23 protein-coding genes are annotated in these 21,253 nt (G+C 64.5%); 5 read left to right on the top strand and 18 right to left on the bottom strand.

What is annotated here, in order from left to right; all coding sequences use genetic code 11:
• Nucleotides 1–51: 51 nt before the first annotated feature.
• From OMP44_RS18045 to OMP44_RS18030, 4 genes are all read left to right on the top strand, one after another.
• Complete coding sequence (locus OMP44_RS18045; RefSeq protein ID WP_280310137.1) at nucleotides 52–909, top strand: Tim44 domain-containing protein; 858 nt, start codon at nucleotides 52–54, stop codon at nucleotides 907–909.
• Between the two features lie 180 nt (nucleotides 910–1,089).
• The gene (locus tag OMP44_RS18040) at nucleotides 1,090–1,491 is read left to right on the top strand and encodes an SMI1/KNR4 family protein (protein ID WP_133860206.1); all 402 of its coding nucleotides are present in this window, start codon (nucleotides 1,090–1,092) and stop codon (nucleotides 1,489–1,491) included.
• Nucleotides 1,492–1,559: 68 nt separating this feature from the next.
• Nucleotides 1,560–2,318: an SDR family NAD(P)-dependent oxidoreductase gene (locus OMP44_RS18035; protein ID WP_027598710.1), complete on the top strand. Its 759-nt coding sequence runs from the start codon at nucleotides 1,560–1,562 to the stop codon at nucleotides 2,316–2,318.
• A gap of 59 nt (nucleotides 2,319–2,377) precedes the next feature.
• Nucleotides 2,378–2,860 carry an acyl-CoA thioesterase gene (locus tag OMP44_RS18030; RefSeq protein WP_133860207.1) on the top strand — a complete coding sequence of 161 codons (483 nt, stop codon included), beginning with the start codon at nucleotides 2,378–2,380 and terminating at the stop codon, nucleotides 2,858–2,860.
• Between the two features lie 133 nt (nucleotides 2,861–2,993).
• On the opposite strand, the gene OMP44_RS18025 is transcribed toward OMP44_RS18030, so the two are convergent.
• Together OMP44_RS18025 and OMP44_RS18020 are read right to left on the bottom strand one after the other, a co-directional pair.
• A complete protein-coding gene (locus OMP44_RS18025; RefSeq protein WP_280310132.1) occupies nucleotides 2,994–3,956 on the bottom strand; it encodes an energy transducer TonB in 963 nt (320 codons plus the stop codon).
• 131 nt (nucleotides 3,957–4,087) lie between these two features.
• Nucleotides 4,088–5,044 carry a GTP-binding protein gene (locus tag OMP44_RS18020; protein WP_280310130.1) on the bottom strand — a complete coding sequence of 319 codons (957 nt, stop codon included), beginning with the start codon at nucleotides 5,042–5,044 and terminating at the stop codon, nucleotides 4,088–4,090.
• A 51-nt stretch (nucleotides 5,045–5,095) separates the two neighbouring features.
• Here OMP44_RS18020 and OMP44_RS18015 point away from each other — a divergent pair, with 51 nt between their 5' ends.
• Entirely contained in the window at nucleotides 5,096–5,446 is a 351-nt protein-coding gene (locus tag OMP44_RS18015) for an NADH:ubiquinone oxidoreductase (RefSeq protein ID WP_158890705.1), read from the top strand.
• A gap of 18 nt (nucleotides 5,447–5,464) precedes the next feature.
• Here OMP44_RS18015 and glmS read toward each other — a convergent pair whose 3' ends face one another.
• From glmS to mnmG, 16 genes are all read right to left on the bottom strand, one after another.
• Entirely contained in the window at nucleotides 5,465–7,300 is a 1,836-nt protein-coding gene (gene glmS / locus OMP44_RS18010) for a glutamine--fructose-6-phosphate transaminase (isomerizing) (protein WP_280310128.1), read from the bottom strand.
• Between the two features lie 66 nt (nucleotides 7,301–7,366).
• A complete protein-coding gene (locus OMP44_RS18005; RefSeq protein ID WP_187980749.1) occupies nucleotides 7,367–8,137 on the bottom strand; it encodes a DeoR/GlpR family DNA-binding transcription regulator in 771 nt (256 codons plus the stop codon).
• A gap of 54 nt (nucleotides 8,138–8,191) precedes the next feature.
• Complete coding sequence (gene glmU / locus OMP44_RS18000; protein WP_187980750.1) at nucleotides 8,192–9,559, bottom strand: bifunctional UDP-N-acetylglucosamine diphosphorylase/glucosamine-1-phosphate N-acetyltransferase GlmU; 1,368 nt, start codon at nucleotides 9,557–9,559, stop codon at nucleotides 8,192–8,194.
• 154 nt (nucleotides 9,560–9,713) lie between these two features.
• Nucleotides 9,714–10,139 (bottom strand): F0F1 ATP synthase subunit epsilon, encoded by a 426-nt coding sequence (locus tag OMP44_RS17995; RefSeq protein ID WP_133860214.1) that lies wholly within the window; start codon nucleotides 10,137–10,139, stop codon nucleotides 9,714–9,716.
• Between the two features lie 38 nt (nucleotides 10,140–10,177).
• Nucleotides 10,178–11,554 carry a F0F1 ATP synthase subunit beta gene (gene atpD / locus OMP44_RS17990; RefSeq protein ID WP_017641466.1) on the bottom strand — a complete coding sequence of 459 codons (1,377 nt, stop codon included), beginning with the start codon at nucleotides 11,552–11,554 and terminating at the stop codon, nucleotides 10,178–10,180.
• 30 nt (nucleotides 11,555–11,584) lie between these two features.
• A complete protein-coding gene (gene atpG / locus OMP44_RS17985) occupies nucleotides 11,585–12,448 on the bottom strand; it encodes a F0F1 ATP synthase subunit gamma (protein ID WP_133860215.1) in 864 nt (287 codons plus the stop codon).
• Nucleotides 12,449–12,496: 48 nt separating this feature from the next.
• Nucleotides 12,497–14,041, bottom strand: coding sequence for a F0F1 ATP synthase subunit alpha (gene atpA, locus OMP44_RS17980; protein ID WP_017641467.1), 1,545 nt, complete (start codon nucleotides 14,039–14,041; stop codon nucleotides 12,497–12,499).
• Between the two features lie 18 nt (nucleotides 14,042–14,059).
• Nucleotides 14,060–14,596, bottom strand: a complete 537-nt coding sequence (locus OMP44_RS17975; protein WP_007160121.1) for a F0F1 ATP synthase subunit delta — start codon at nucleotides 14,594–14,596, stop codon at nucleotides 14,060–14,062.
• Nucleotides 14,597–14,608: 12 nt separating this feature from the next.
• The gene (locus OMP44_RS17970; protein WP_007160122.1) at nucleotides 14,609–15,079 is read right to left on the bottom strand and encodes a F0F1 ATP synthase subunit B; all 471 of its coding nucleotides are present in this window, start codon (nucleotides 15,077–15,079) and stop codon (nucleotides 14,609–14,611) included.
• 55 nt (nucleotides 15,080–15,134) lie between these two features.
• Nucleotides 15,135–15,392, bottom strand: coding sequence for a F0F1 ATP synthase subunit C (gene atpE / locus OMP44_RS17965; protein WP_003097235.1), 258 nt, complete (start codon nucleotides 15,390–15,392; stop codon nucleotides 15,135–15,137).
• 139 nt (nucleotides 15,393–15,531) lie between these two features.
• Nucleotides 15,532–16,395: a F0F1 ATP synthase subunit A gene (atpB, locus tag OMP44_RS17960; RefSeq protein WP_133860216.1), complete on the bottom strand. Its 864-nt coding sequence runs from the start codon at nucleotides 16,393–16,395 to the stop codon at nucleotides 15,532–15,534.
• Nucleotides 16,396–16,411: 16 nt separating this feature from the next.
• Complete coding sequence (locus tag OMP44_RS17955; RefSeq protein WP_133860217.1) at nucleotides 16,412–16,816, bottom strand: F0F1 ATP synthase subunit I; 405 nt, start codon at nucleotides 16,814–16,816, stop codon at nucleotides 16,412–16,414.
• Nucleotides 16,817–16,962: 146 nt separating this feature from the next.
• Nucleotides 16,963–17,835 carry a ParB/RepB/Spo0J family partition protein gene (locus OMP44_RS17950; protein WP_158891415.1) on the bottom strand — a complete coding sequence of 291 codons (873 nt, stop codon included), beginning with the start codon at nucleotides 17,833–17,835 and terminating at the stop codon, nucleotides 16,963–16,965.
• Nucleotides 17,836–17,844: 9 nt separating this feature from the next.
• Nucleotides 17,845–18,639, bottom strand: a complete 795-nt coding sequence (locus tag OMP44_RS17945; RefSeq protein WP_133860219.1) for a ParA family protein — start codon at nucleotides 18,637–18,639, stop codon at nucleotides 17,845–17,847.
• Between the two features lie 8 nt (nucleotides 18,640–18,647).
• A complete protein-coding gene (rsmG, locus tag OMP44_RS17940) occupies nucleotides 18,648–19,292 on the bottom strand; it encodes a 16S rRNA (guanine(527)-N(7))-methyltransferase RsmG (protein WP_187980752.1) in 645 nt (214 codons plus the stop codon).
• Nucleotides 19,292–21,184, bottom strand: a complete 1,893-nt coding sequence (gene mnmG / locus OMP44_RS17935; protein ID WP_187980753.1) for a tRNA uridine-5-carboxymethylaminomethyl(34) synthesis enzyme MnmG — start codon at nucleotides 21,182–21,184, stop codon at nucleotides 19,292–19,294. Before mnmG ends, rsmG begins: the two co-directional genes overlap by 1 nt.
• Nucleotides 21,185–21,253: the final 69 nt, after the last annotated feature.

Genomic DNA, 21,253 nt, shown 5'->3' with positions numbered 1-21,253 from the left:
GGGCAGCGCAAGATGTATCCAACACCAGACTCTTCACAGAGAGAACACCACATGCAACGCCTGATGAGCATCTTCATGATCCTGTGCCTGGGCCTCACGCTCAGCCTGGATGCCAATGCCAAACGCATGGGCGCCGGCAAGTCCGCTGGCGCCGCGCCCATCCACCAGACCCGCCAGGCCGCGCCGACCCAGCAGCCGGGCATGGCCGCTCCTGCCGCCGGTGCTGGCGCCGCCGCCGCTGCCCGTCCCAGTGGCGCCTCGCGCTGGCTCGGCCCGCTGGCCGGTATCGCCGCCGGTGGTCTGCTGGCCTCCATGTTCATGGGTGACGGCTTCGAAGGCTTCCAGTTCTTCGACTTCCTGATCCTGGCCCTCATCGCCTTCGTGATCTTCCGCCTGATCGCCCGTCGCAAGCAGCAGGCCGGTCCGCAGCCCGCCGTGGCCGGTCATGCGCCCATGCAGCGCGAGATGCCCAACCAGCCCAGCAATGGCGGTATGTTCGGGGGTGCCGCTACCGGTGCCGCGCCGGTGATCAACGCACCGAGCTGGTTCAATGCCGAGCGCTTCGTGGCAGCCGGTCGTGATCACTTCATGAGCCTGCAGCAGCACTGGGACGCCAACGAGATGGACAAGATCTCCGAGTTCGTCACCCCGCAGATGCTGCAGTGGCTGCGTGACGAGCGCGCTGCGCTGGGCGAAGGCTTCCAGTCCACCTACATCGAGAACCTGAACGCTACCCTGGACGGTGTCGAGGATCTGCAAGGTAAGACCATCGCCACCATCACCTTCAACGGTGTATCCAAGGAATCGCGCTTCGACCAGGGCCAGCCGTTCAGCGAAAGCTGGCGCATGGAGCGCGTGGCCGGCGAGAACCAGCCCTGGCTGCTGGCCGGTATCCGCCAGAACGCCTGATAACGGCGCTTTACCGAAAAGCCCGGCTCTACGCCGGGCTTTTTCATGGGCGCCGCCTGCCGAACATCTCTCGAAACCGCTATCAAGTCCGCACGGAAGCTGCCGTTATCCCAGACTGAACTGCTAACCTTGCGCGCCTCTTTTCCCTTTATCCGGTGCGCATTTCGAGAGAGGCCTGCTATGGAAGACGTCATCGAACGCCTGCGTGAAGAAAACGAACCCGTTCCCGTACCCCTGGAGCTGCCCGACGAAGACCTGCTGGTCGAGATCGAGGAAGAACTGCTCATCAGTCTGCCGCCGGAATTCCGTGAATTCCTGCTGACCGTCAGCGACGTGGTCTATGGCCGTATCGAGCCGGTGACCGTCACCGATCCGCAGTCCCACACCTATCTGCCGGAAGTGGCCGCCACTGCCTGGGACGAAGGCCTGCCACGGGAGTACATTCCCCTCTGCGCCAGCGACGACGGCTACTACTGCGTCAGTCAGGAAGGCGAGGTACTGTTGTGGGAAGACGGCGACCTGACCGACGAATCCTGGGATTCGGTGTGGATCTGGGCGCGCGACGTCTGGCTGGAAGGCTGACCGGGCCGGTACTGAACGACCCCGCCCGACACGGGTCTGGATAAGGCCATCACTCCGGAGGAAGCGTCATGAGCACTCCCGTCGTCCTGATCACCGGCGCTGCGGGCGGCCTCGGCCGCGCCCTGGCGCAACGCTTCGCCCAGAGTCGCTGGCGCGTTGCCGCCGCCGACCGCGATGCCGAGGGCCTGCATGGGCTGAACGGCATCGTCGGCCTGGATTCCAGCGTGACCGCCGATATCTCCAGCGCCGAGGGCTGCCGCTCCCTGGTCAGCAAGGTCATGGCCCGTACCGGGCGCCTGGATGCCCTGATCAATGCCGCGGGCATCTGGCGCGAAGGCGAGGTGGAGACCTTTACCGAGGACGACTACGACCTGGTGATGGCGGTCAATCTCAAGGCCACCTTCTTCATGTGCTCGGCGGCCATCCCCTTCCTCAAGGAAAATCGCGGCGTCATCATCAATGTCGCCAGCGGCGCCGGGCGTCAGCCCATCGCCGGTGCGGCAGCCTATGGTGCCGCCAAGGCGGCGGTGCGCTTCTTCAGCCAGAATCTGGCGGTGGAGCTGGCGCGCGATGGCGTACGGGTCAACGCCGTCTCGCCAGGCGACATCGACACCCCCATGCTGGACTTCCAGGCTGCCCACTACGGCAGCGGCGATCCGGCGGGCTATCGTCGCAACCTGCTCAATCGCTATCCGCAGGGCGAAACCGCGCGTTTCATCCAGCCGGAAGAGGTGGCCGAGTTCGTCTATTTCCTCTGTCAGCCCCAGGCGGCAGCCATTTCCGGCGCCGACCTGCCCATCGACTTCGGTCTCTCCGCCGGCCGTTGATGGCTGTGACAGACGGCGCCGCTGCGCCGTCTACAGGATTTCCCCTCGAGGATTCGCCCATGGAAGCCGGCAACCACCAGTTGAGCATGACCATCCTGATGACCCCGGACCTGGCCAACTTTTCCGGCAAGGTCCACGGGGGCGCGCTTCTCAAGTATCTCGACGAAGTGGCCTATGCCTGCGCCAGCCGCTATGCCGGGCGCTACGTGGTCACGCTATCGGTGGACCAGGTGATCTTTCGCGAACCTATCCATGTCGGCGAGTTGGTGACCTTTCTCGCCTCGGTGAACTACACCGGGACCACCTCCATGGAGATCGGCATCAAGGTCATCACCGAGAACATCCAGCAACGCTCGGTACGCCATACCAACAGCTGTTTCTTCACCATGGTCGCCGTGGACGAAGACGGCAAATCCTGCCCGGTTCCCCAACTCGAACCGGCGACGACGGACGAGAAGCGACGCTGTGTGCAGGCCCAGCAGCGCCGGCAGATCCGCCGGGAACTTCAAGAGCGCTATCAGGCGCTCAAGGAAACCTTTTGAGTTTTGCCGGTTAGATCGCCGTCGTTCGACGGCATCGGGCTCGGGCTCGGGCTCGGGCAATGCTCGACCATGGCGCGTCCCGTTATCCAGACCTGGAGCGGTCCAGCGAACAGGGACTGCGCGATCTGACGACCTAGCGGCGCTGGATCTTGAAGTTGAAGGTCTTGGTCGCCTTGCGCGGCACGATCTGACCACCGGAGACCCGCGGGGCGAAGCGCCACTCGCCCAGCACCTCGAGCACGGCGCGCTCCAGTTGCTTGTTGGAGGCTTCCAGCACCTGGATGTCGGCCAGTCGACCGTCAGCGGTCACGGTGAACATCACCCGCACCTCGCCACCCACACCGCGACGACGGAGCATTTCCGGGTATTCCGGCGGTGTCATCTTGACCGGCCGGATATCGGCGTCGTCGATGCTGCCGGTAGGCAGACCCGCGGTCTTTGGCGGGCCGGAAGGCGCCGCGGCCGGCGCCGGCTGACTGGGTGCAGCGGTGGCCGCAGGCGCGGGTGCCGGTGACGGCGCGGCCTGGGCGACGGGCTCCGGTGCAGGCTCGACCTTTTTCGGCAGCGGCTTCTGCTGGCTGTGTTCGACCGGCTTGGGCTTCGGCTTGGGTTTGGGCTTTTCCACCACTGGCTTGGGCGGCTCCACCGGCTTCGGTGGTTCCACGGGCTTGGGAGGCTCCGGGGGCGGCGGTTCGGGTTGTGGCGGCGGCGGCGCGGGCGGTGCCGGGGTTTGCGCCGGGGGTTCAGGAACCGGTTTGGGCAACTGGATGAAGCTGACCTGCATGGGTTCGTCACCCTTGGCGATCTTCAACTCCGGCGGCGCCTGGACCACCATGAACAGCGCCGCTGCCATGCTGGCATGCATGATCAGCGACAGCGCCGAGGCGGCGCCCCAGCCACGGCCACGCGGTGGCTGCTCGCCCGGCTCGGCCGCACCGACCGGGGTCAGTACCGGTGTCAGGATCTCTTCGTTACGCTCGGGCATGCGGAACGACAGGATGGTGGCCGAAGGCTCGCTTCGCTCGGCATTGACCCCTGCCACCGGCTCCACGTCGCCGGTCAGGGCGGCCCTGACGGGTCCCTGGACGGATTCCACCTCATCGCCGTCGAAACGTGCAGCGATTACGAGGGGGTCAGGCTTGGCAAGCGACGTCGGAGCCATGGGAACAATACGCAGAGGAAGTAAATTTAATAATCATTATCATTAACTGAAGAAATTTGGCAACCTCAAATGTCGCGAATGGTCCCGCGCAGCGCCTTTTCGAGAGCCTCTAGATCCGGCCTCTCCTTCAGGATCAGCTCCAGCCGGTTGTCACGCCGCCATGGCGTCGGTTCCCAGCGCCCTTCTCCGGCGAGACCATTGTAGGCCTGCCAGCCGTCCGCCAGTTGCAGGACCGCCTTCAATCTGAGCAGGCCAGGAAGCCCACCCAGCAGGGTCAGCAGCGCCGGCCCATCGAAGCTGTGACTGGAATGCCAGCGCCAACCGACGGCCTGGTGTCCCTCCTGGATATGGCTGAAGCGCAGCGGACGCCCCGGCAGCAGCAGTGCCTGCGGGCTGATGACGGCGCCAGGCTCGGGCAGCTCGCCGCCAGCCGATGGCTCGGCACTTGCCAGGGGCAGTTCGGCCAGGGGGATCCGCCCGCCCTCGGTCCAGTACAGCGGTGTGTCGCCCAGTTGCGCAGGCAGGAGTGTCCGGTCCAGACCGGCGCTCTTGTTGAGCACGACCAGACCGGCCTGCTCCAGCGCCTGTTGCTGGGCCTCCGGCAGGGGCTGGCCTTGCAGCACCTGCCGGGCATCCACTACCCAGATCAGGGGTTGCAGGCTCAGCACCCCGGCCCAGGGCGAGGCCTGGAGTTGCCGATAGAGGCTGGCGGGATGGCCGAGACCGGAGGGCTCGATGAACAGCCGCTGCGGCCGAGCGCGTCGCAACAGCCGTGTGAGGGCCACCTGCAGGGGTACGCCCTGGACGCAGCACAGGCAACCACCCGGGACCTCGGCGATACTCAGGCCCTCGTCGTCCGGGGTCATCAGCGCCGCATCGAGTCCGACCTGGCCGAATTCATTGACCAGGATCGCCCACCGTTCATGGGCGGGACGCTGGGCGAACAGCTGGCGGATCAGGGTGGTCTTGCCGGCCCCCAGAGGACCGGCGATCACATGGGTCTTGATATCGGCGAGGCGCATGGCGGTAGGTCGAATGCTAGAGTGGCGATTTGATCGAGGAGAGGGGCTGGAATGTGGCGATCGCTGATCCCGCTGCTGCTGTTGCCGTCACTGGCACTCGCCGATGCCTGCGTGATCCGCAGTCGTCAGGCCAGTGTGGACGTGCAGATCTGCCAGAGCAACATCGATATCCCCGCCCAGCTGTTTCGTGACGGCTTCTGCCAGCCGCAGCTCAAGGGTCAGCAGACCGAGGTGCGCTTCGTCGACCGCTGCCCGGTGGGCGAGATCGGGATCTGCCAGGGTGCGCGTAGCCCGGGTGTGCCCTATCGGCAGGACATCCACTATTACGGTGAGCCCGGCGACGGCCGCTTCCTGGCCGTCGCCTGCAGTCAGCAGAATCAGGGCAGCTGGCGCGTACCCTGAGGTTCCACGTGGAACCGCTTATTCCACGGTTACCGACTTGGCCAGGTTGCGCGGCTGATCCACATCGGTGCCCTTGAACACGGCCACGTGGTAGGACAGCAGCTGCAGCGGGATGGTGTAGAGGATCGGCGACAGGGCATCGTGGATGTGCGGCATGGGCACGATGCGGGTGCCCTCGCCTTCCTCGAAAGCGGCGCGCTCGTCGGCGAAGACGATCAGCTGACCACCCCGCGCCCGCACCTCCTGCAGGTTGGACTTGAGCTTTTCCAGCAGCTCGTTGTTGGGCGCCACCGTCACCACCGGCATATCGGCATCCACCAGCGCCAGCGGACCGTGCTTGAGTTCGCCGGCCGGATAGGCCTCGGCGTGGATGTAGGAGATCTCCTTGAGCTTGAGTGCGCCTTCCATCGCCACGGGATACTGCTCGCCGCGCCCCAGGAACAGGGTGTGGTGCTTCTCGGCAAAGGACTCGGCGAGCTTCTCGACGGTCTTGTCCATGGCCAGCGCCTCATCCAGACGCGCCGGCAGCCGGCGCAGCTCGGCCACCAGCTCGGCCTCGACACCGGCATCCAGGCGTTGCTGGCAGCGTCCCAGACTCAGGGTCAGCAACAGCAGGGAGACCAGCTGGGTGGTGAAGGCCTTGGTCGAGGCCACGCCGATCTCCGGACCGGCCTGGGTCAGGAAGCTCAGCTGGGATTCGCGCACCAGGGAGCTGGTCGCCACGTTGCAGATCGCCAGACTGCTCAGATAGCCGGATTGCTTGGCCATGCGCAGCGCGGCCAGGGTATCGGCGGTCTCGCCGGACTGGGAGATGGTGACGAACAGGGTATCCGGGCTGACGGCGACGCGGCGATAGCGGAATTCGCTGGCCACCTCCACTTGGCAGGGAATCCCTACGTATTCCTCGATCCAGTAGCGCGCCACCGAACCGGCGTGGAAGCTGGTGCCACAGGCGACGATCTGCACCTGGCGCACCTTGGCAAACAACGCGGACGCCGAGGGACCAAAGGCCTCGGGCAGCACCTGCCCATCACCCAGCCGCCCTTCCAGGGTGCGCTGGACCACGCTGGGCTGCTCGTGGATCTCCTTGAGCATGAAGTGGCGATAGGCGCCCTTGTCGGCCGCCTCGCTGCCTTCGTGGTACTGCACCGTCTCGCGCTGGACCGGCACGCCGTTCACGTCCCAGAGGTGGACCTGATCCAGGCGGATCTCGGCCACGTCGCCTTCTTCCAGATAGACGAAACGGTCGGTGACCTGACGCAGCGCCAGCTGGTCGGAGGCCAGGTAGTTCTCGCCGAGGCCGAGGCCGATCACCAGGGGACTGCCGCTGCGGGTCGCCACCAGGCGATCCGGCTGCTGGCGCCAGACCGCCGCCAGGCCGTAGGCACCGTGCAGCTCCTTGACCGCTGCCTTGAGCGCCGTGGTCAAGTCGCCGCTGTCCTGCAGCCTGAGGTGCAGCAGGTGGACGATGACCTCGGTGTCGGTCTGGGAGGTGAAGACATAGCCCTGAGCCTTGAGCTGGGCGCGCAGGGCTTCGTGGTTTTCGATGATGCCGTTGTGCACCACGGCCACGTCACCCTGAGAGAAATGCGGGTGGGCATTGGCCTCGGTGGGCGCACCATGGGTAGCCCAGCGGGTGTGGGCGATGCCCAGGCGACCGGCCAGGGGATCGGCCAGCAGCGCCGCTTCCAGCTCGCTGACCTTGCCGATGCGGCGCAGGCGCTGCAACTCGCCCTGGCCATCCAGCAGGGCCAAGCCGGCGCTGTCGTAGCCACGGTATTCCAGGCGCTTGAGACCCTCGACCAGAATGGCGGTGATGTTACGCTCGGCAATGGCGCCGACGATTCCACACATGCTTACCTCCCGTTGCCGTCTTATCCACAGCGACCCGGCAGGGCCGCCTGTGGATGACCTGATTGTCTAGTTTTCCACAGGGGCGCAGACCACCTGCACCCCCCGGGTTTCGATTGCCCGGGCTGCCTCGGCGGGCAGGCGCTCATCGGTGATGAGCACGTCCACCCTTTCCCAAGGTAGTTCCAGATTGGGAATTCGCCTGCCCAGCTTGCTCGCTTCGGCCATGACCACCACTTCCCGCGCTACCTCGGCCATCACTCGCGACAGCGACAGATGCTCGTTGAAGGTGGTGGTACCGCGCTCCGGATCGAGACCGTCGGCGCCGATGAACAGCTGGTCGAAGTCGTAGGATCTGAGCACCTGCTCGGCGACCTGGCCCTGGAAGGATTCCGAATGCGGATCCCAGGTGCCGCCGGTCATCAGCAGCATGGGTTCCTGCTCCAGCTCGCGCAGCGCCATGGCCACCTGCAGGGAATTGGTCATGACCACCAGCCCGGGGCGGCGATCGAGCTGGGGAATCAGCGCCGCCGTGGTGCTGCCGCAGTCGATGATGATCCGTGCATGTTCGCGCAGGCGCTGGGCCGCAGCCCGGGCGATGGCCTGCTTGAAGGGCGACGCCTGAGGCGGTGCCTCGACCAGCAGTTCCTGGGGCATGGCCACCGCGCCGCCGTAGCGACGCAGGAGCAGGCCATTGCGCTCAAGGGCGGCCAGATCCTTGCGGATGGTGACCTCGGAGGTCTCCAGCTGACGGGCCAGCCCGTCCACGCTGACCTCGCCCTGCTCCTGAAGCTGGGCGAGGATGGCATGACGGCGCTGCGCGGTATTGCGACGGGTCATAAATTTCGATTCGAAATATAATTGATCGAATCAAAACCTAATAGCGAGCGGCCGTCAAGTCTTGGGGGCCTTCTTCGGTCGCTGCCAGCCGGTCTTGTTGACCTGCCGGGCCCGCCCCAGCGCCAGGGTATCAGCGGGAACATCTGCCGTGATGACCGAGCCAGCCGCCGTGGTCGCGCCCGCGCCGAGGCTGACCGGAGCCACCAGCGAACTGTTGGAACCCACAAAAACATCCGCACCGATTTCGGTTCGAAACTTGTTAGCGCCGTCATAGTTGCAGGTAATAGTACCCGCGCCTATGTTGCTGCCTGGACCTATGCTGGCATCACCCAGGTAGGTGAGGTGACCGGCCTTGGCGCCATCCTGTAGATGAGCGTTCTTCAGCTCGACGAAGTTGCCCACGTGGGCCTTGCTGCCCAGTTCGCTACCGGGTCGCAGGCGAGCGAAGGGACCGACGTCGGCACCCTCCCCTACCACGGCACCATCCAGATGACTGTTGGCCTTGATGATGGCGCCGCGCTTGAGGACGCTGTCCTTGATCACGCAATTCGGGCCGATGCTCACGCCGTCCTCCAGCACCACCCGACCTTCGAGAATGACATTGACGTCGATGGAGACGTCGCGGCCGGCCTCGACCTGCCCACGCTGATCGAAGCGCAGGGGGTCCAGCAGGGTCACGCCCTGCAGCATCAGGCGCTCGGCGGCGCGTTGCTGGAAGTGCCGCTCCAGCTGAGCCAGTTGCCGGCGATCGTTGGCGCCCTGTACTTCCATGGCATCCGCTGGCTGGCTGGTGGCGATGGTCAGGCCGTCCGCTACCGCGAGGGCGATGACGTCGGTCAGGTAATACTCGCCCTGGGCATTGCTGTTGGACAAGCGGCCCAGCCAATCCGCCAGTCGCCGACCGGGTACCGCAAGAATGCCGGTATTGCCTTCGCGAATGGTGCGCTGGGCGTCGCTGGCGTCCTTGTGCTCGACGATGGCGGTTACCCGCCCCTGGTCATCGCGCAGGATGCGGCCATAGCCGGTGGGATCGTCCAGCTCCACGGTCAGCAGCGCCAGGTGACCGTCATCCACCTGCTGCAGCAGGCGCTGCAGGGTCTCGGTCTGGATCAGGGGAACATCGCCATAGAGGATCAGCACCCGCTCCGCCGTCAGCGCCGGCGCAGCCTGGGCCACGGCATGGCCGGTGCCGAGCTGCTCGGCCTGGACCACGAAGCTCACGTCGTCGGCGGCCAGCTGGCTACGGACCTGGTCGGCGCCATGCCCGATGACGACGTGAATGCCGGCTGGCTGCAATTCATGGGCGCGGTCGAGGACATGCCCCAGCATGCTGCGACCGGCCACGGGATGCAGCACCTTGGGTAGAGCGGATCTCATGCGGGTGCCCTGACCAGCAGCCAGGATGACGATTTCCAGGGACATCGGAACCTCGGAGACAGGAGGAAGGATCGGGCCGGCGACCGAAGGCGACAGGCGCCTTTCGAGTCCGACCACGCGAAGTTTCTCGCCCACTTTTCGGGCGACAAAAGAAAAGGGTAGCCGAAGCTACCCTTGTCGTTACAGCCTGACCTTGCGCTTAGCGCTTGGCCTGCCGCTTGAGCTGCTGGATGGTACGCAGCTGGGCGGCGGCTTCGGCGAGCTGAGTGGCGGCAGCGGTGTAGTCGAACTCCGTGCCCTTGTCGCTCAGGGCTGCCTCGGCGCGCTGCTTGGCTTCCAGAGCGGCAGCTTCGTCGATGTCACCGGCGCGGCTGGCGGTATCGGCCAGCACCTCGACGACATTCGGCTGCACTTCCAGGAAACCACCGGAGATGTAGAACACCTCCTCGACACCCCCGGCCTTGACCAGGCGGATGGGGCCCGGTTTCAGATCGGTGAGCAGCGGCGCATGGCCCGGGGCGATACCCAGATCACCCAGGTGGCCGTGGGCGATGATCATCTCCACCGCGCCGGAGAAGATTTCCCCTTCCGCGCTGACGATGTCGCATTGGACTGTCTTGGCCATAGCGTGCCTCTAAGAGCGCCCGTCGCCGGGCGCGGCAGTTACAGTTTCTTGGCTTTCTCGATGGCTTCGTCGATGCCGCCGACCATGTAGAACGCCTGCTCGGGCAGGTGATCGTAGTCGCCACGCAGGATCCCGGAGAAGCCGGCGATGGTGTCCTTGAGGGACACGTACTTGCCGGGCGAACCGGTGAAGACCTCGGCCACGAAGAACGGCTGGGACAGGAAGCGCTGGATCTTACGAGCACGGGATACCAGCTGCTTGTCGGACTCGGACAGTTCGTCCATGCCCAGGATCGCGATGATGTCCTTCAGCTCCTTGTAGCGCTGCAGCACGTACTGAACACCGCGAGCGGTGTCGTAGTGCTCCTGGCCGATCACGTTCGGGTCCAGCTGGCGCGAGGTGGAGTCCAGGGGATCGACCGCCGGGTAGATACCCAGGGAGGCGATGTCACGGGACAGAACCACGGTGGCGTCCAGGTGGGCGAAGGTGGTCGCCGGGGACGGGTCGGTCAAGTCATCGGCAGGGACGTAAACGGCCTGGACGGAGGTGATCGAACCCAGCTTGGTGGAGGTAATGCGCTCCTGCAGGACACCCATCTCCTCGGCCAGGGTCGGCTGGTAGCCCACCGCGGACGGCATACGACCCAGCAGCGCGGACACTTCGGTGCCGGCCAGGGTGTAGCGGTAGATGTTGTCGACGAACAGCAGGACGTCACGGCCTTCGTCACGGAATTTCTCGGCCATGGTCAGACCGGTCAGGGCCACGCGCAGACGGTTGCCCGGCGGCTCGTTCATCTGGCCATAGACCAGGGCGACCTTGTCCAGAACGTTGGAGTCCTTCATCTCGTGGTAGAAGTCGTTCCCTTCACGGGTACGCTCGCCCACGCCGGCGAACACGGAATAACCGCTGTGCTCGATGGCGATGTTACGGATGAGTTCCATCATGTTGACGGTCTTGCCCACGCCGGCGCCGCCGAACAGGCCGACCTTGCCGCCCTTGGCGAAGGGGCAGACCAGGTCGATGACCTTGATGCCGGTTTCCAGCAGATCGTTACCACCGGCCTGCTCCGCGTAGGACGGGGCCTTGCGGTGGATTTCCCAGCGCTCTTCCTCGCCGATGGGGCCGGCTTCGTCGATGGGGTTGCCCAGCACGTCCATGATGCGGCCGAGGGTCTTGACGCCGACCGGGACCTTGATGGCCTCGCCGGTGTTGCCCACGTTCAGGCCGCGCTTGAGGCCTTCGGTGCTACCCATGGCGATGGTACGGACCACGCCGTCGCCCAGCTGCTGCTGGACTTCCAGGGTGGTTTCGGCACCCTGCACCTTGAGGGCGTCAAAGACGCGCGGTACCGCGTCGCGCGGGAATTCCACGTCGATCACGGCGCCGATGATTTGTACGATACGTCCGCTACTCATTTCGCGTTCCTCGAATGTTTAAGCTGTCCGTCAGACCGCGGCGGCGCCGCCGACGATTTCCGAAATTTCTTGGGTGATCGCAGCCTGGCGAGCCTTGTTGTAGACCAGCTGCAGGTCCTTGATGAGATCGCCGGCGTTGTCGGTGGCGTTCTTCATCGCGATCATCCGCGCGGCCTGTTCACTGGCAGCGTTCTCGACCACGGCCTGGTACACCTGGGATTCCACGTAGCGCACCAGCAGACCGTCGAGCAGGGTCTTGGCGTCGGGCTCGTAGAGGTAGTCCCAGTGCTTGCCCTGCAGCTCACCGCCCTCGCCCGGCACCAGAGGCACCAGCTGCTGGATGGTCGGCTTCTGGGTCATGGTGTTGACGAAGACGTTGGACACCACGTACAGACGGTCGATACGGCCGTTCAGGTAGGCATCCAGCATCACCTTGATGCTGCCGATCAGATCGCCGATCGCCGGGGCTTCGCCAAGGTGGCTGATGGCCGCGACCACGTTGCCGCCGAAGCTGCGGAAGAAGGAGGCACCCTTGGCCCCGATCACCGCCAGATCGATTTCCACACCCTTGCCGCGCTGGTCGCTCATGTCGCGAACCAGAGCCTTGAACAGGTTGGTGTTCAGACCACCGGCCAGACCCCGATCGGAGCTGACCACGATGTAGCCGACGCGCTTGACCTCGCGTTCCACCATGAAGGCATGGCGGTACTCGGGGTTGGCGTTGGCCAGGTGGCCGATCACAGCGCGGATGCGCTCGGCATAAGGCTTGCTGGCAGCCATGCGGGCCTGAGCCTTACGCATCTTGCTGACCGCAACCTTTTCCATGGCGCTGGTGATCTTCTGTGTGCTTTTGATGCTCGCGATCTTGCCGCGAATCTCTTTTGCGCCTGCCATGTGACACCTATCGGGTTGGCAAACGGGGGCTGGCGCCCCCGTCGCGGCTTACCAGGTTTGCGTGGCCTTGAACTTCTCGATTCCCGCCTTGATGCCGGCGTCGATCTCGTCGTTGAAGTCGCCCTTCACGTTGATCTTGGCCATCAGGTCGGCGTGATCGCGGTTGAAGTAGGCGATCAGGGCCTGCTCGAAGCTACCGATCTTGTCCAGGGACACATCGCTCAGGAAACCACGCTCGGCGGCGTACAGGCTCAGGGACATCTCGGCGATGGACATGGGCGCGTACTGCTTCTGCTTCATCAGCTCGGTGACGCGCTGACCATGCTCGAGCTGCTTGCGGGTGGCTTCGTCCAGGTCCGAGGCGAACTGGGCGAAGGCCGCCAGTTCACGGTACTGGGCCAGCGCGGTACGGATACCGCCGGACAGCTTCTTGATGATCTTGGTCTGGGCCGCACCACCCACACGGGATACCGAGACACCGGCGTTGACCGCCGGGCGGATGCCCGAGTTGAACAGGCCGGCTTCCAGGAAGATCTGGCCGTCGGTGATGGAGATCACGTTGGTCGGAACGAAGGCGGACACGTCGCCGGCCTGGGTCTCGATGATCGGCAGTGCGGTCAGCGAGCCGGTCTTGCCGGTCACGGCGCCGTTGGTGAACTTCTCGACGTAGTCGGCGGAGACGCGGGAAGCGCGCTCGAGCAGACGGCTGTGGAGATAGAACACGTCGCCGGGATAGGCTTCACGGCCCGGCGGACGACGCAGCAGCAGGGAGATCTGGCGATAGGCCACGGCCTGCTTGGACAGATCGTCATAGACGATCAGGGCGTCTTCACCGCGGTCGCGGAAGTATTCGCCCATGGTGCAACCCGAGTAGGGCGCGAGGAACTGCAGAGCCGCCGATTCGGACGCACTGGCCGCCACCACGATGGTGTTGTGCAGAGCGCCGTTCTCTTCCAGCTTGCGCACCACGTTGGCGATGGTCGACTGCTTCTGACCAATGGCGACGTAGACGCAGCGGATGCCGCTGTTCTTCTGGTTGATGATGGCATCGATCGCCATGGCGGTCTTGCCGATCTGACGGTCACCGATGATCAGCTCACGCTGACCGCGGCCTACCGGGATCATGGCATCGACGGCTTTGTAGCCGGTCTGCACCGGCTGGTCGACCGACTGACGCCAGATCACGCCCGGTGCGACCTTCTCGACGGCGTCGGTGGCGCTGGCGTTCAGCGGACCCTTGCCATCGATGGGGTTGCCCAGGGCGTCGACGACGCGGCCCAGCAGTTCCGGACCAACCGGGACTTCCAGGATGCGGCCGGTGCACTTGGCGCTCATGCCTTCGGCCAGACCCAGGTAGCTACCCAGGACCACGGCGCCGACGGAGTCCTGCTCCAGGTTCAGCGCCATGCCGTAGATGCCGCCGGGGAATTCGATCATTTCGCCGTACATGACGTCGGCCAGACCGAAGATCCGCACGATACCGTCAGACACGCTGACGATGGTGCCTTCGTTGCGGGCTTGCGAGGTCACGTCGAGCTTGTCGATGCGACCCTTGATGATTTCACTAATTTCGGAAGGATTGAGTTGCTGCATGCTACTGCCCCTTCAAACTCAAGGTTTCAACGCTTCGGCCAGTTGCGCGAGCTTGCCGCGAACGGAGCCATCGATTACCAAGTCGCCGGCGCGGATAACCACACCACCGATCAGGCTCGCATCCTCGGATGCATTTAGTCGCACTTGTCGACCTAGCCTTGCGCTGAGAGCCTTGGCGAGTTTGTCTTGCTGTTCGTCGCTCAGGGCGAAAGCACTGGTGACTTCCGCCTCGATGGATTTTTCCTGCTCGGCCTTGTACGCCTCGTAGATCTCGGCGATGGCCGGGAACAGGTCGATCCGGTTGTTTTCTGCCACGGTCCGAACGAAGTTCTGGGACTGTGCATCCAGCTGATCGCCACATACATCGATGAGCAATCCGGCCTTGGCGTCCGCAGTCAACTGCGGCTGCTGAAGCAGCTGGCGCACGGTCCCATCTTGGGATACCGCGGCGAGCAGCCCTAGCGCGGCCGACCACTGGGTCAGCTGCTGCTGGGACTGTGCGAACTCGAAAGCCGCCTTGGCATAGGGCCGGGCCAGCGTGTTCAGTTCTGCCATTGGTGGCCTCGCTTAGATTTCCGCTGCCAGTCGGTCGACCAACTGGGCATGAGCATTGGCATCAACGGTCGATCCGAGGATCTTCTCGGCGCCGGCCACGGCCAGCACGCCGACGCGAGCACGCAGAGCGTCCTTCGCGGTGTTGATTTCCTGCTCGATTTCCGCCTGAGCCTGCGCCTTGATCCGGTCGCCTTCGGCACGGGCCTTGGCCTGTGCGTCCTCGACGATCTGAGCGGCACGCTTGTTGGCTTGCTCGATGATCTCGGCTGCTTGACCCTTGGCTTCGTTCACTTTCTGGTTGGCTTGCTGCTGTGCCACTTCCAGATCACGAGCCGCGCGGTTGGCAGCGTCAAGGCCATCGGCAATCTTCTTCTCACGCTCACGCAGCGCCGAGATGATCGGCGGCCACACGTACTTCATGCAGAAGAGCACGAAGATGAAGAAGGCAACGGACTGGCCTATCAGGGTTGCATTAATGTTCACGCCAACACCTCGCTCGTTCGTTGTCCATCAGTCCTGCCTACACCCGTGAGGGTGATCAGCCGGCGATCTGACCAACGAAGGGGTTAGCGAAGGTGAAGAACAGGGCGATACCAACACCGATCATGGTCACGGCGTCGAGCAGACCGGCGACGATGAACATCTTGACTTGCAGCATCGGAACCATTTCCGGCTGACGAGCGGCGCCTTCGAGGAACTTGCCACCCAGCAGACCGAAGCCAATGGCGGTACCCAGAGCGCCCAGGCCAATCAGCAGAGCAACGGCGATCGCGGTCAAACCAACTACAGTTTCCATCTTTCCTCCCGACTTTTTTAGTCGTCTTGGTTAAGGTTGAAGCGAAAAAGTTTTCCCAAGTTACCCGGCGGACAACGTCCTCCGGGACTCACGGCAGAACCGCCTCCGGACGCCGTCAGCAGCGTCCGGGGGCCATTCCTTAGTGACTTTCTTCGTGCGCCATCGACAGGTAGACGATGGTCAGCATCATGAAGATGAAAGCCTGCAGGGTGATGATGAGGATGTGGAACACTGCCCACGCCCACTGCAGCACGATACCCAGGCCACCCAGCGCCAGACCGTTGGCGAACATGATGGCGATGAGGATGAAGATCAGCTCGCCAGCATACATGTTGCCGAACAGTCGCAGTGCCAGCGAGATCGGCTTGGCGATCAGGGTGACGAATTCGAGCAGGAAGTTGATCGGGACCAGGATGATCTGCAGCAGCATGTTCTTGCTGCTGAAGGGATGCAGGGTCAGCTCGCCGAAGAAGCCGCCCAGGCCCTTCATCTTGATGCTGTAGAAGATCAGCAGGGCGAACACCGACAGGGCCATGCCCAGGGTGGCGTTCGGGTCGGTGGTGGGCACCACGCGGAAGTAGGTGTGCTCGCCGAACAGCATGCCGGCCACGGACGGCAGCCAGTCCACCGGCACCAGGTCCATCAGGTTCATCAGGAAGATCCAGACGAAGATGGTCAGGGCCAGGGGCGCGATCAGCGGATTCTTGCCGTGGAAGGTGTCGCGGACGCTGCCGTCGACGAATTCGACCAGCACCTCGACGAAGTTCTGCAGGCCGCCGGGCTGACCACTGGTGGCCTTCTTGGCGACGCTGCGGAACAGCACCAGGAAGATCAGGCCGAGGGCGACCGACCAGCCGAGGGTGTCCACGTGGAAGGCCCAGAAGCCCATTTCCTTAGCTTCAGCGGGGGTGTGGGCGAAGCTCCAGCCGTTCACCGGGTGCATACCATAGGTCAGGTTCTGCAGGTGGTGCTGGATGTAGCCCGAAGCGGAGTCTGCTGCCATGTGTGCCTCGAATGCCTTAAGGTCTAGTCGGTTTTTTCAGTAGCAGGGGCGCGCCGGCATTGACCATCAGCGTCAACAGGTAGACGCCGAACAGTGCAGGAGCCGAAAGCGGTTTTACCCCAGCAAACGTCAGTGCAAAGAGCACTGCCGTGAGAATCAGTTTGCCCGCCTCGCCCGAGTAGAAAGAACGGACGATGTCTTGGGCGGCATGGGCGCCACGATAGCGGAACGCCTTGAACGAAAAATACAGATTGGGCAGCCAGGCAATCAGCCCGCCCAACAATCCGGAATAACCGGCGACCTTACCGACGAAGCAATACAAGACAACGGCGGCACACGACGCGACAGCCAGTTGGACGAGCAGCAGGCGAAAGGCAGGCTGGTGATGGAAAGGCAGGCGTTTGGGCGTGCGGCGGTCCATCGGCTCGAAGTCCTCTGGTGTCGGCTTAATAGTTGTTTTCACTGGCATGCTTTGTGCCGACAAAAAGCGGGCAAAGTATAGGGGCGCGTCCAGAGTGGTTCAAGCCACCCCGGACAGATTGCCGTCCAGGCTTGCAGGCATTTGTGTCAGCGAATGTGCGCCAGTACGCCTTGAAGTTCGTCCAAAGAGGTGTAACGGATCACCAGTTGACCCTTGCCTTTTTCACCATGGCGGATCTGCACGTTGGCGCCCAAACGTTCGGCCAGACGCTGCTCCAGCCGACTGATGTCGGGATCGACCACCGCGGCCTTCTCCTCCGGCTCCGCGCCGCTGAGCCACTGGCGCACCAGGGCTTCGGTCTGGCGGACGGTGAGGCCCCGTGCGACAACGTGCCGCGCCCCTTCGGCCTGGCGCGCCTTGGGCAGACCGAGCAGTGCCCGGGCATGGCCCATCTCCAGCTCGCCCCTGGCCAGCATTTCCTTGGCGTCTTCGGCCAGCGCCAGCAGGCGCAGCAGGTTGGTCACGCCCGAGCGCGACTTGCCGACGGCTTCGGCCACCTGGGCCTGGGTCAGCTCGAATTCGTCCTGCAGCCGCTGCAAGGCCATGGCCTCTTCCAGCGGATTGAGATTCTGCCGCTGGATATTTTCGATCAGCGCCAGGGCGATGGCCACCTGATCGGGCACGTCGCGCACCAGCGCCGGGATCCGCTCCAGACCGGCCTGCTGGCTGGCCCGCCAGCGGCGTTCGCCGGCGATGATCTCGTAACGGCCTTCACCGATGGCACGCACCACGATGGGCTGCATCAGCCCCTGGACGCGAATGGAGTTGGCCAGCTCTTCCAGAGCGGTCGGATCCATGTGCCGGCGCGGCTGGTACTTGCCGCGCTGGATGATGTCCAGCGGCAGCGATTGCAGTTCGCTGACCGGGGTGGCGGCAGCCTGCTCCTGCAGGACCTTGACGCTGGCACCGCCGAGCAGGGCGTCGAGACCGCGGCCCAGACCTCGTTTCTTCACAGCCATGGGGATTCCTTAGGCAGTCTTGGCGACGCGAGCCGCCTTGCGCTGACGTTTGACCAGCTCGCTGGCCAGCTCCAGGTAGGCCGCGGCCCCCTTGGAACTCTTGTCGTAGACCAGGGCGGGCATGCCGTAGCTGGGCGCTTCGGCCAGGCGGACGTTGCGCGGAATGATGGTTTCGTAGAGCTCGTCGCCGAAGTGCTGCTTGAGCTGGGCGGCGACGTCGTTGGCCAGGCCGATGCGCGGATCGAACATGGTGCGCAGCAGGCCCTCGATCTTCAGCTGCGGATTCAGCCGCTGGGCGATGTGCTGGATGCTGCCGACCAGATCGGTCAGGCCTTCCAGGGCGAAGTACTCGCACTGCATGGGAATGATCACGCCATCGGCGGCCACCAGGCCGTTGATGGTCAGCATGGACAGCGACGGCGGGCAGTCGATGAGGACGTAGTCGTAGTTGTCCCGCACGGGGGCGAGGGCATCACGTAGCCGGCTCTCGCGCCCGGTCATCTCCAGCAGCTCGACTTCCGCGGCGGTGACGTCGCGGTTCGAGGGCAGCAGCTGGTAGCCGCCGTGCTCGGAGAAGTGCATGGCGTCGAGCAGGCCGCAGGCCCCGGTGAGGACGTCCAGCACCGAATGCTCGAGGGCGTGCTTGTCCACCCCGCTGCCCATGGTGGCGTTACCCTGGGGATCGAGATCGATCAGCAGCACCTTGCGCCGGTTGGTGGCGGCCAGAGAAGCGGCGAGATTGATGCACGTCGTGGTCTTGCCCACCCCGCCCTTCTGGTTGGCTATCGCGTAAACCTTGGCCATGTACCGCCTTACCCCTCTCCGTTCGTGCGGCGCAGTATCAGCAAGTGCCGCTGGCCTTGGCAACCGGGAACCGCGAGGACGTGCGCCGCCGCAACCCGGAAATCCGCTGGTAGCTTGGCCAGCTCGTCGTCGGGGTGCAGTCCCTTCATCGCCAGCCACTGTGTTTGGTTGTCGCCCAGGTGGCGCGTCCAGGTGGCGAAGTCGTCAATGGCGCTGAACGCCCGCGAGACGATGCCGGTGAAGGGCGCGGCAGGCTGGAAGGCCTCGACGCGGGCGTGGACCACCTCGAGATTGGCCAGGCCCAGCTCGATCTTGGCCTGGGTCAGGAAGCGGGTCTTCTTGCCGTTGCTGTCGAGCAGGGTGAAGCGCGACTCGGGAAAGAGGATCGCCAGGGGAATGCCCGGCATGCCGCCGCCACTGCCCACGTCCAGCCACTGCCCGGCGCCCACGTGGGGGACGATGCTGAGGCTGTCCAGCAGGTGCCGCGAGACCATCTCGTTGGGATCGCGCACCGCGGTGAGGTTGTAGGCCTTGTTCCACTTGACCAGCAGGTCCAGGTAGCCCAGCAACCGCTCTTCCACGGCGGCGCTCAGGGCCACGCCGAGGGTCTCGGCGCCCTGGCGCAGTTCGTTGGCTTGGATCGCGCTGGCCATCAGGCGCTGTGCTCCAGGCTGCGACCGGCGCTGCGCTTCTTGAGGTGGATCAGCAGCAGCGAGACCGCCGCTGGCGTGACGCCCGGAATGCGCGAGGCCTGCCCCAGGGTCTCGGGACGGGCCTGGGCCAGCTTGTGCTGGATCTCCTTGGACAGTCCGGAGATGGTGGCGTAGTCGAGCTCCGCCGGCAGCGCCACGGCGTCGCTGGCGCGCAGGCGCTGGATCTCGTCCTGCTGGCGATCGATGTAGCCGGCGTACTTGGTCTTGATCTCGATCTGCTCGGCGACCTGGGCCTCGGCCGGTGTCTGACCTACCGCGGCCAGCAGACCGGCATAGTCGATCTCCGGACGAGCCAGCAGGTTCTGCAGGTTGTATTCGTGATTGAGCGGCGTGCCGAAGCGCTCGGCCACCGCCGTGCCCTCGGGCGTGCCCGGGCGAATCCAGATCGCCTTGAGACGCTGCTCTTCCAGGGCGATGCCCTCGCGCTTGGCTTCGAACAGCGCCCAGCGCTGGTCGTCCACCAGACCCAGCTCGCGCCCCTTTTCGGTCAGGCGCAGGTCGGCGTTGTCTTCGCGCAGGATCAGCCGGTACTCGGCGCGGGAGGTGAACATCCGGTAGGGCTCCTGGGTGCCCAGAGTGATGAGATCGTCGACCAGCACGCCGAGGTAGGCCTCGTCGCGGCGCGGACACCAGGCTTCACGGCCCTGGGCGCGCAGCGCGGCGTTGGCACCGGCGAGCAGACCCTGGGCGCCGGCTTCTTCGTAACCGGTGGTGCCATTGATCTGGCCGGCGAAGAACAGGCCGGCGATGACCTTGGTTTCCAGGCTGTACTTGAGATCCCGCGGATCGAAGAAATCGTATTCGATGGCGTAGCCGGGTCGCAGGATGTGGGCGTTCTCCAGGCCGCGCATGGAGCGCACCACCTCGAGCTGCACATCGAAGGGCAGCGAGGTGGAGATGCCGTTGGGATAGAGCTCGTGGGTGGTCAGACCCTCGGGTTCGAGAAAGACCTGATGGCTGTCCTTGTCGGCGAAGCGATGGATCTTGTCTTCGATGGACGGACAGTAGCGCGGCCCTACCCCTTCGATCACGCCCGAGTACATGGGCGAACGATCCAGGTTGGCGCGGATGATGTCGTGGGTGCGGGCGTTGGTGTGGGTGATCCAGCAGCTGACCTGCGCCGGATGCTGCTCGCGATTGCCGAGAAAGGACATCACCGGCAGCGGGGTATCCCCTGGCTGTTCGGTCATCACCGAGAAGTCCACCGAGCGGCCGTCGATACGTGGCGGCGTGCCGGTCTTCAGGCGGGAGACCCGCAGCGGCAGTTCCCGCAGGCGCTGAGCCAGGGCGATGGCGGGCGGGTCTCCCGCTCGTCCACCGCTGTGATTCTGCATGCCGATGTGGATAAGACCGCCGAGGAAGGTTCCAGCGGTCAGCACCACGTTGTCGCCATGGAATTTCAGGCCCATCTGGGTGATCACGCCGGCCACCCGATCGCCTTCGACGATGAGGTCGTCACAGGCCTGCTGGAATATCCACAGGTTGGGCTGGTTTTCCAGGGTGTAGCGGATAGCCGCCTTGTACAGCACGCGATCGGCCTGGGCGCGAGTGGCGCGGACGGCAGGTCCCTTGCGGCTGTTGAGAATGCGGAACTGGATGCCGGCGAGATCCGTCGCCGCGGCCATGGCGCCGCCCAGGGCATCGATCTCCTTGACCAGATGGCTCTTGCCGATGCCGCCAATGGCGGGATTGCAGCTCATCTGGCCGAGAGTTTCCACATTATGCGTGAGCAGCAGGGTGCGCACACCCATGCGAGCGGCCGCCAGGGCTGCTTCGGTACCGGCATGGCCGCCACCGATCACGATGACGTCGAAACGGGAAGGAAAGTCCACCACGCACCTCGTGCCTGTTGGCAGGAATTCGAAGGAAAGCCGGCAAGTATAAGGCCTAGGCCAGTCTTG

It is taken from the genome of Pseudomonas flavocrustae (genome assembly GCF_029872515.1).
Lineage (GTDB): Bacteria > Pseudomonadota > Gammaproteobacteria > Pseudomonadales > Pseudomonadaceae > Chryseomonas > Chryseomonas aestiva.
This window is presented reverse-complemented; position numbering and strand designations above follow the sequence as displayed.

What these genes read in the sequence shown, in the direction of transcription:
- OMP44_RS18045 (WP_280310137.1), top strand. Translation starts at nt 52, where the DNA reads ATGCAACGCCTGATGAGCATCTTCATGATCCTGTGCCTGGGCCTCACG.
- OMP44_RS18040 (WP_133860206.1), top strand. Translation starts at nt 1,090, where the DNA reads ATGGAAGACGTCATCGAACGCCTGCGTGAAGAAAACGAACCCGTTCCC.
- OMP44_RS18035 (WP_027598710.1), top strand. Translation starts at nt 1,560, where the DNA reads ATGAGCACTCCCGTCGTCCTGATCACCGGCGCTGCGGGCGGCCTCGGC.
- OMP44_RS18030 (WP_133860207.1), top strand. Translation starts at nt 2,378, where the DNA reads ATGGAAGCCGGCAACCACCAGTTGAGCATGACCATCCTGATGACCCCG.
- OMP44_RS18020 (WP_280310130.1), bottom strand. Translation starts at nt 5,044, where the DNA reads ATGCGCCTCGCCGATATCAAGACCCATGTGATCGCCGGTCCTCTGGGG.
- OMP44_RS18015 (WP_158890705.1), top strand. Translation starts at nt 5,096, where the DNA reads ATGTGGCGATCGCTGATCCCGCTGCTGCTGTTGCCGTCACTGGCACTC.
- glmS (WP_280310128.1), bottom strand. Translation starts at nt 7,300, where the DNA reads ATGTGTGGAATCGTCGGCGCCATTGCCGAGCGTAACATCACCGCCATT.
- OMP44_RS18005 (WP_187980749.1), bottom strand. Translation starts at nt 8,137, where the DNA reads ATGACCCGTCGCAATACCGCGCAGCGCCGTCATGCCATCCTCGCCCAG.
- glmU (WP_187980750.1), bottom strand. Translation starts at nt 9,559, where the DNA reads ATGTCCCTGGAAATCGTCATCCTGGCTGCTGGTCAGGGCACCCGCATG.
- OMP44_RS17995 (WP_133860214.1), bottom strand. Translation starts at nt 10,139, where the DNA reads ATGGCCAAGACAGTCCAATGCGACATCGTCAGCGCGGAAGGGGAAATC.
- atpD (WP_017641466.1), bottom strand. Translation starts at nt 11,554, where the DNA reads ATGAGTAGCGGACGTATCGTACAAATCATCGGCGCCGTGATCGACGTG.
- atpG (WP_133860215.1), bottom strand. Translation starts at nt 12,448, where the DNA reads ATGGCAGGCGCAAAAGAGATTCGCGGCAAGATCGCGAGCATCAAAAGC.
- atpA (WP_017641467.1), bottom strand. Translation starts at nt 14,041, where the DNA reads ATGCAGCAACTCAATCCTTCCGAAATTAGTGAAATCATCAAGGGTCGC.
- OMP44_RS17975 (WP_007160121.1), bottom strand. Translation starts at nt 14,596, where the DNA reads ATGGCAGAACTGAACACGCTGGCCCGGCCCTATGCCAAGGCGGCTTTC.
- atpE (WP_003097235.1), bottom strand. Translation starts at nt 15,392, where the DNA reads ATGGAAACTGTAGTTGGTTTGACCGCGATCGCCGTTGCTCTGCTGATT.
- atpB (WP_133860216.1), bottom strand. Translation starts at nt 16,395, where the DNA reads ATGGCAGCAGACTCCGCTTCGGGCTACATCCAGCACCACCTGCAGAAC.
- OMP44_RS17955 (WP_133860217.1), bottom strand. Translation starts at nt 16,816, where the DNA reads ATGGACCGCCGCACGCCCAAACGCCTGCCTTTCCATCACCAGCCTGCC.
- OMP44_RS17950 (WP_158891415.1), bottom strand. Translation starts at nt 17,835, where the DNA reads ATGGCTGTGAAGAAACGAGGTCTGGGCCGCGGTCTCGACGCCCTGCTC.
- OMP44_RS17945 (WP_133860219.1), bottom strand. Translation starts at nt 18,639, where the DNA reads ATGGCCAAGGTTTACGCGATAGCCAACCAGAAGGGCGGGGTGGGCAAG.
- rsmG (WP_187980752.1), bottom strand. Translation starts at nt 19,292, where the DNA reads ATGGCCAGCGCGATCCAAGCCAACGAACTGCGCCAGGGCGCCGAGACC.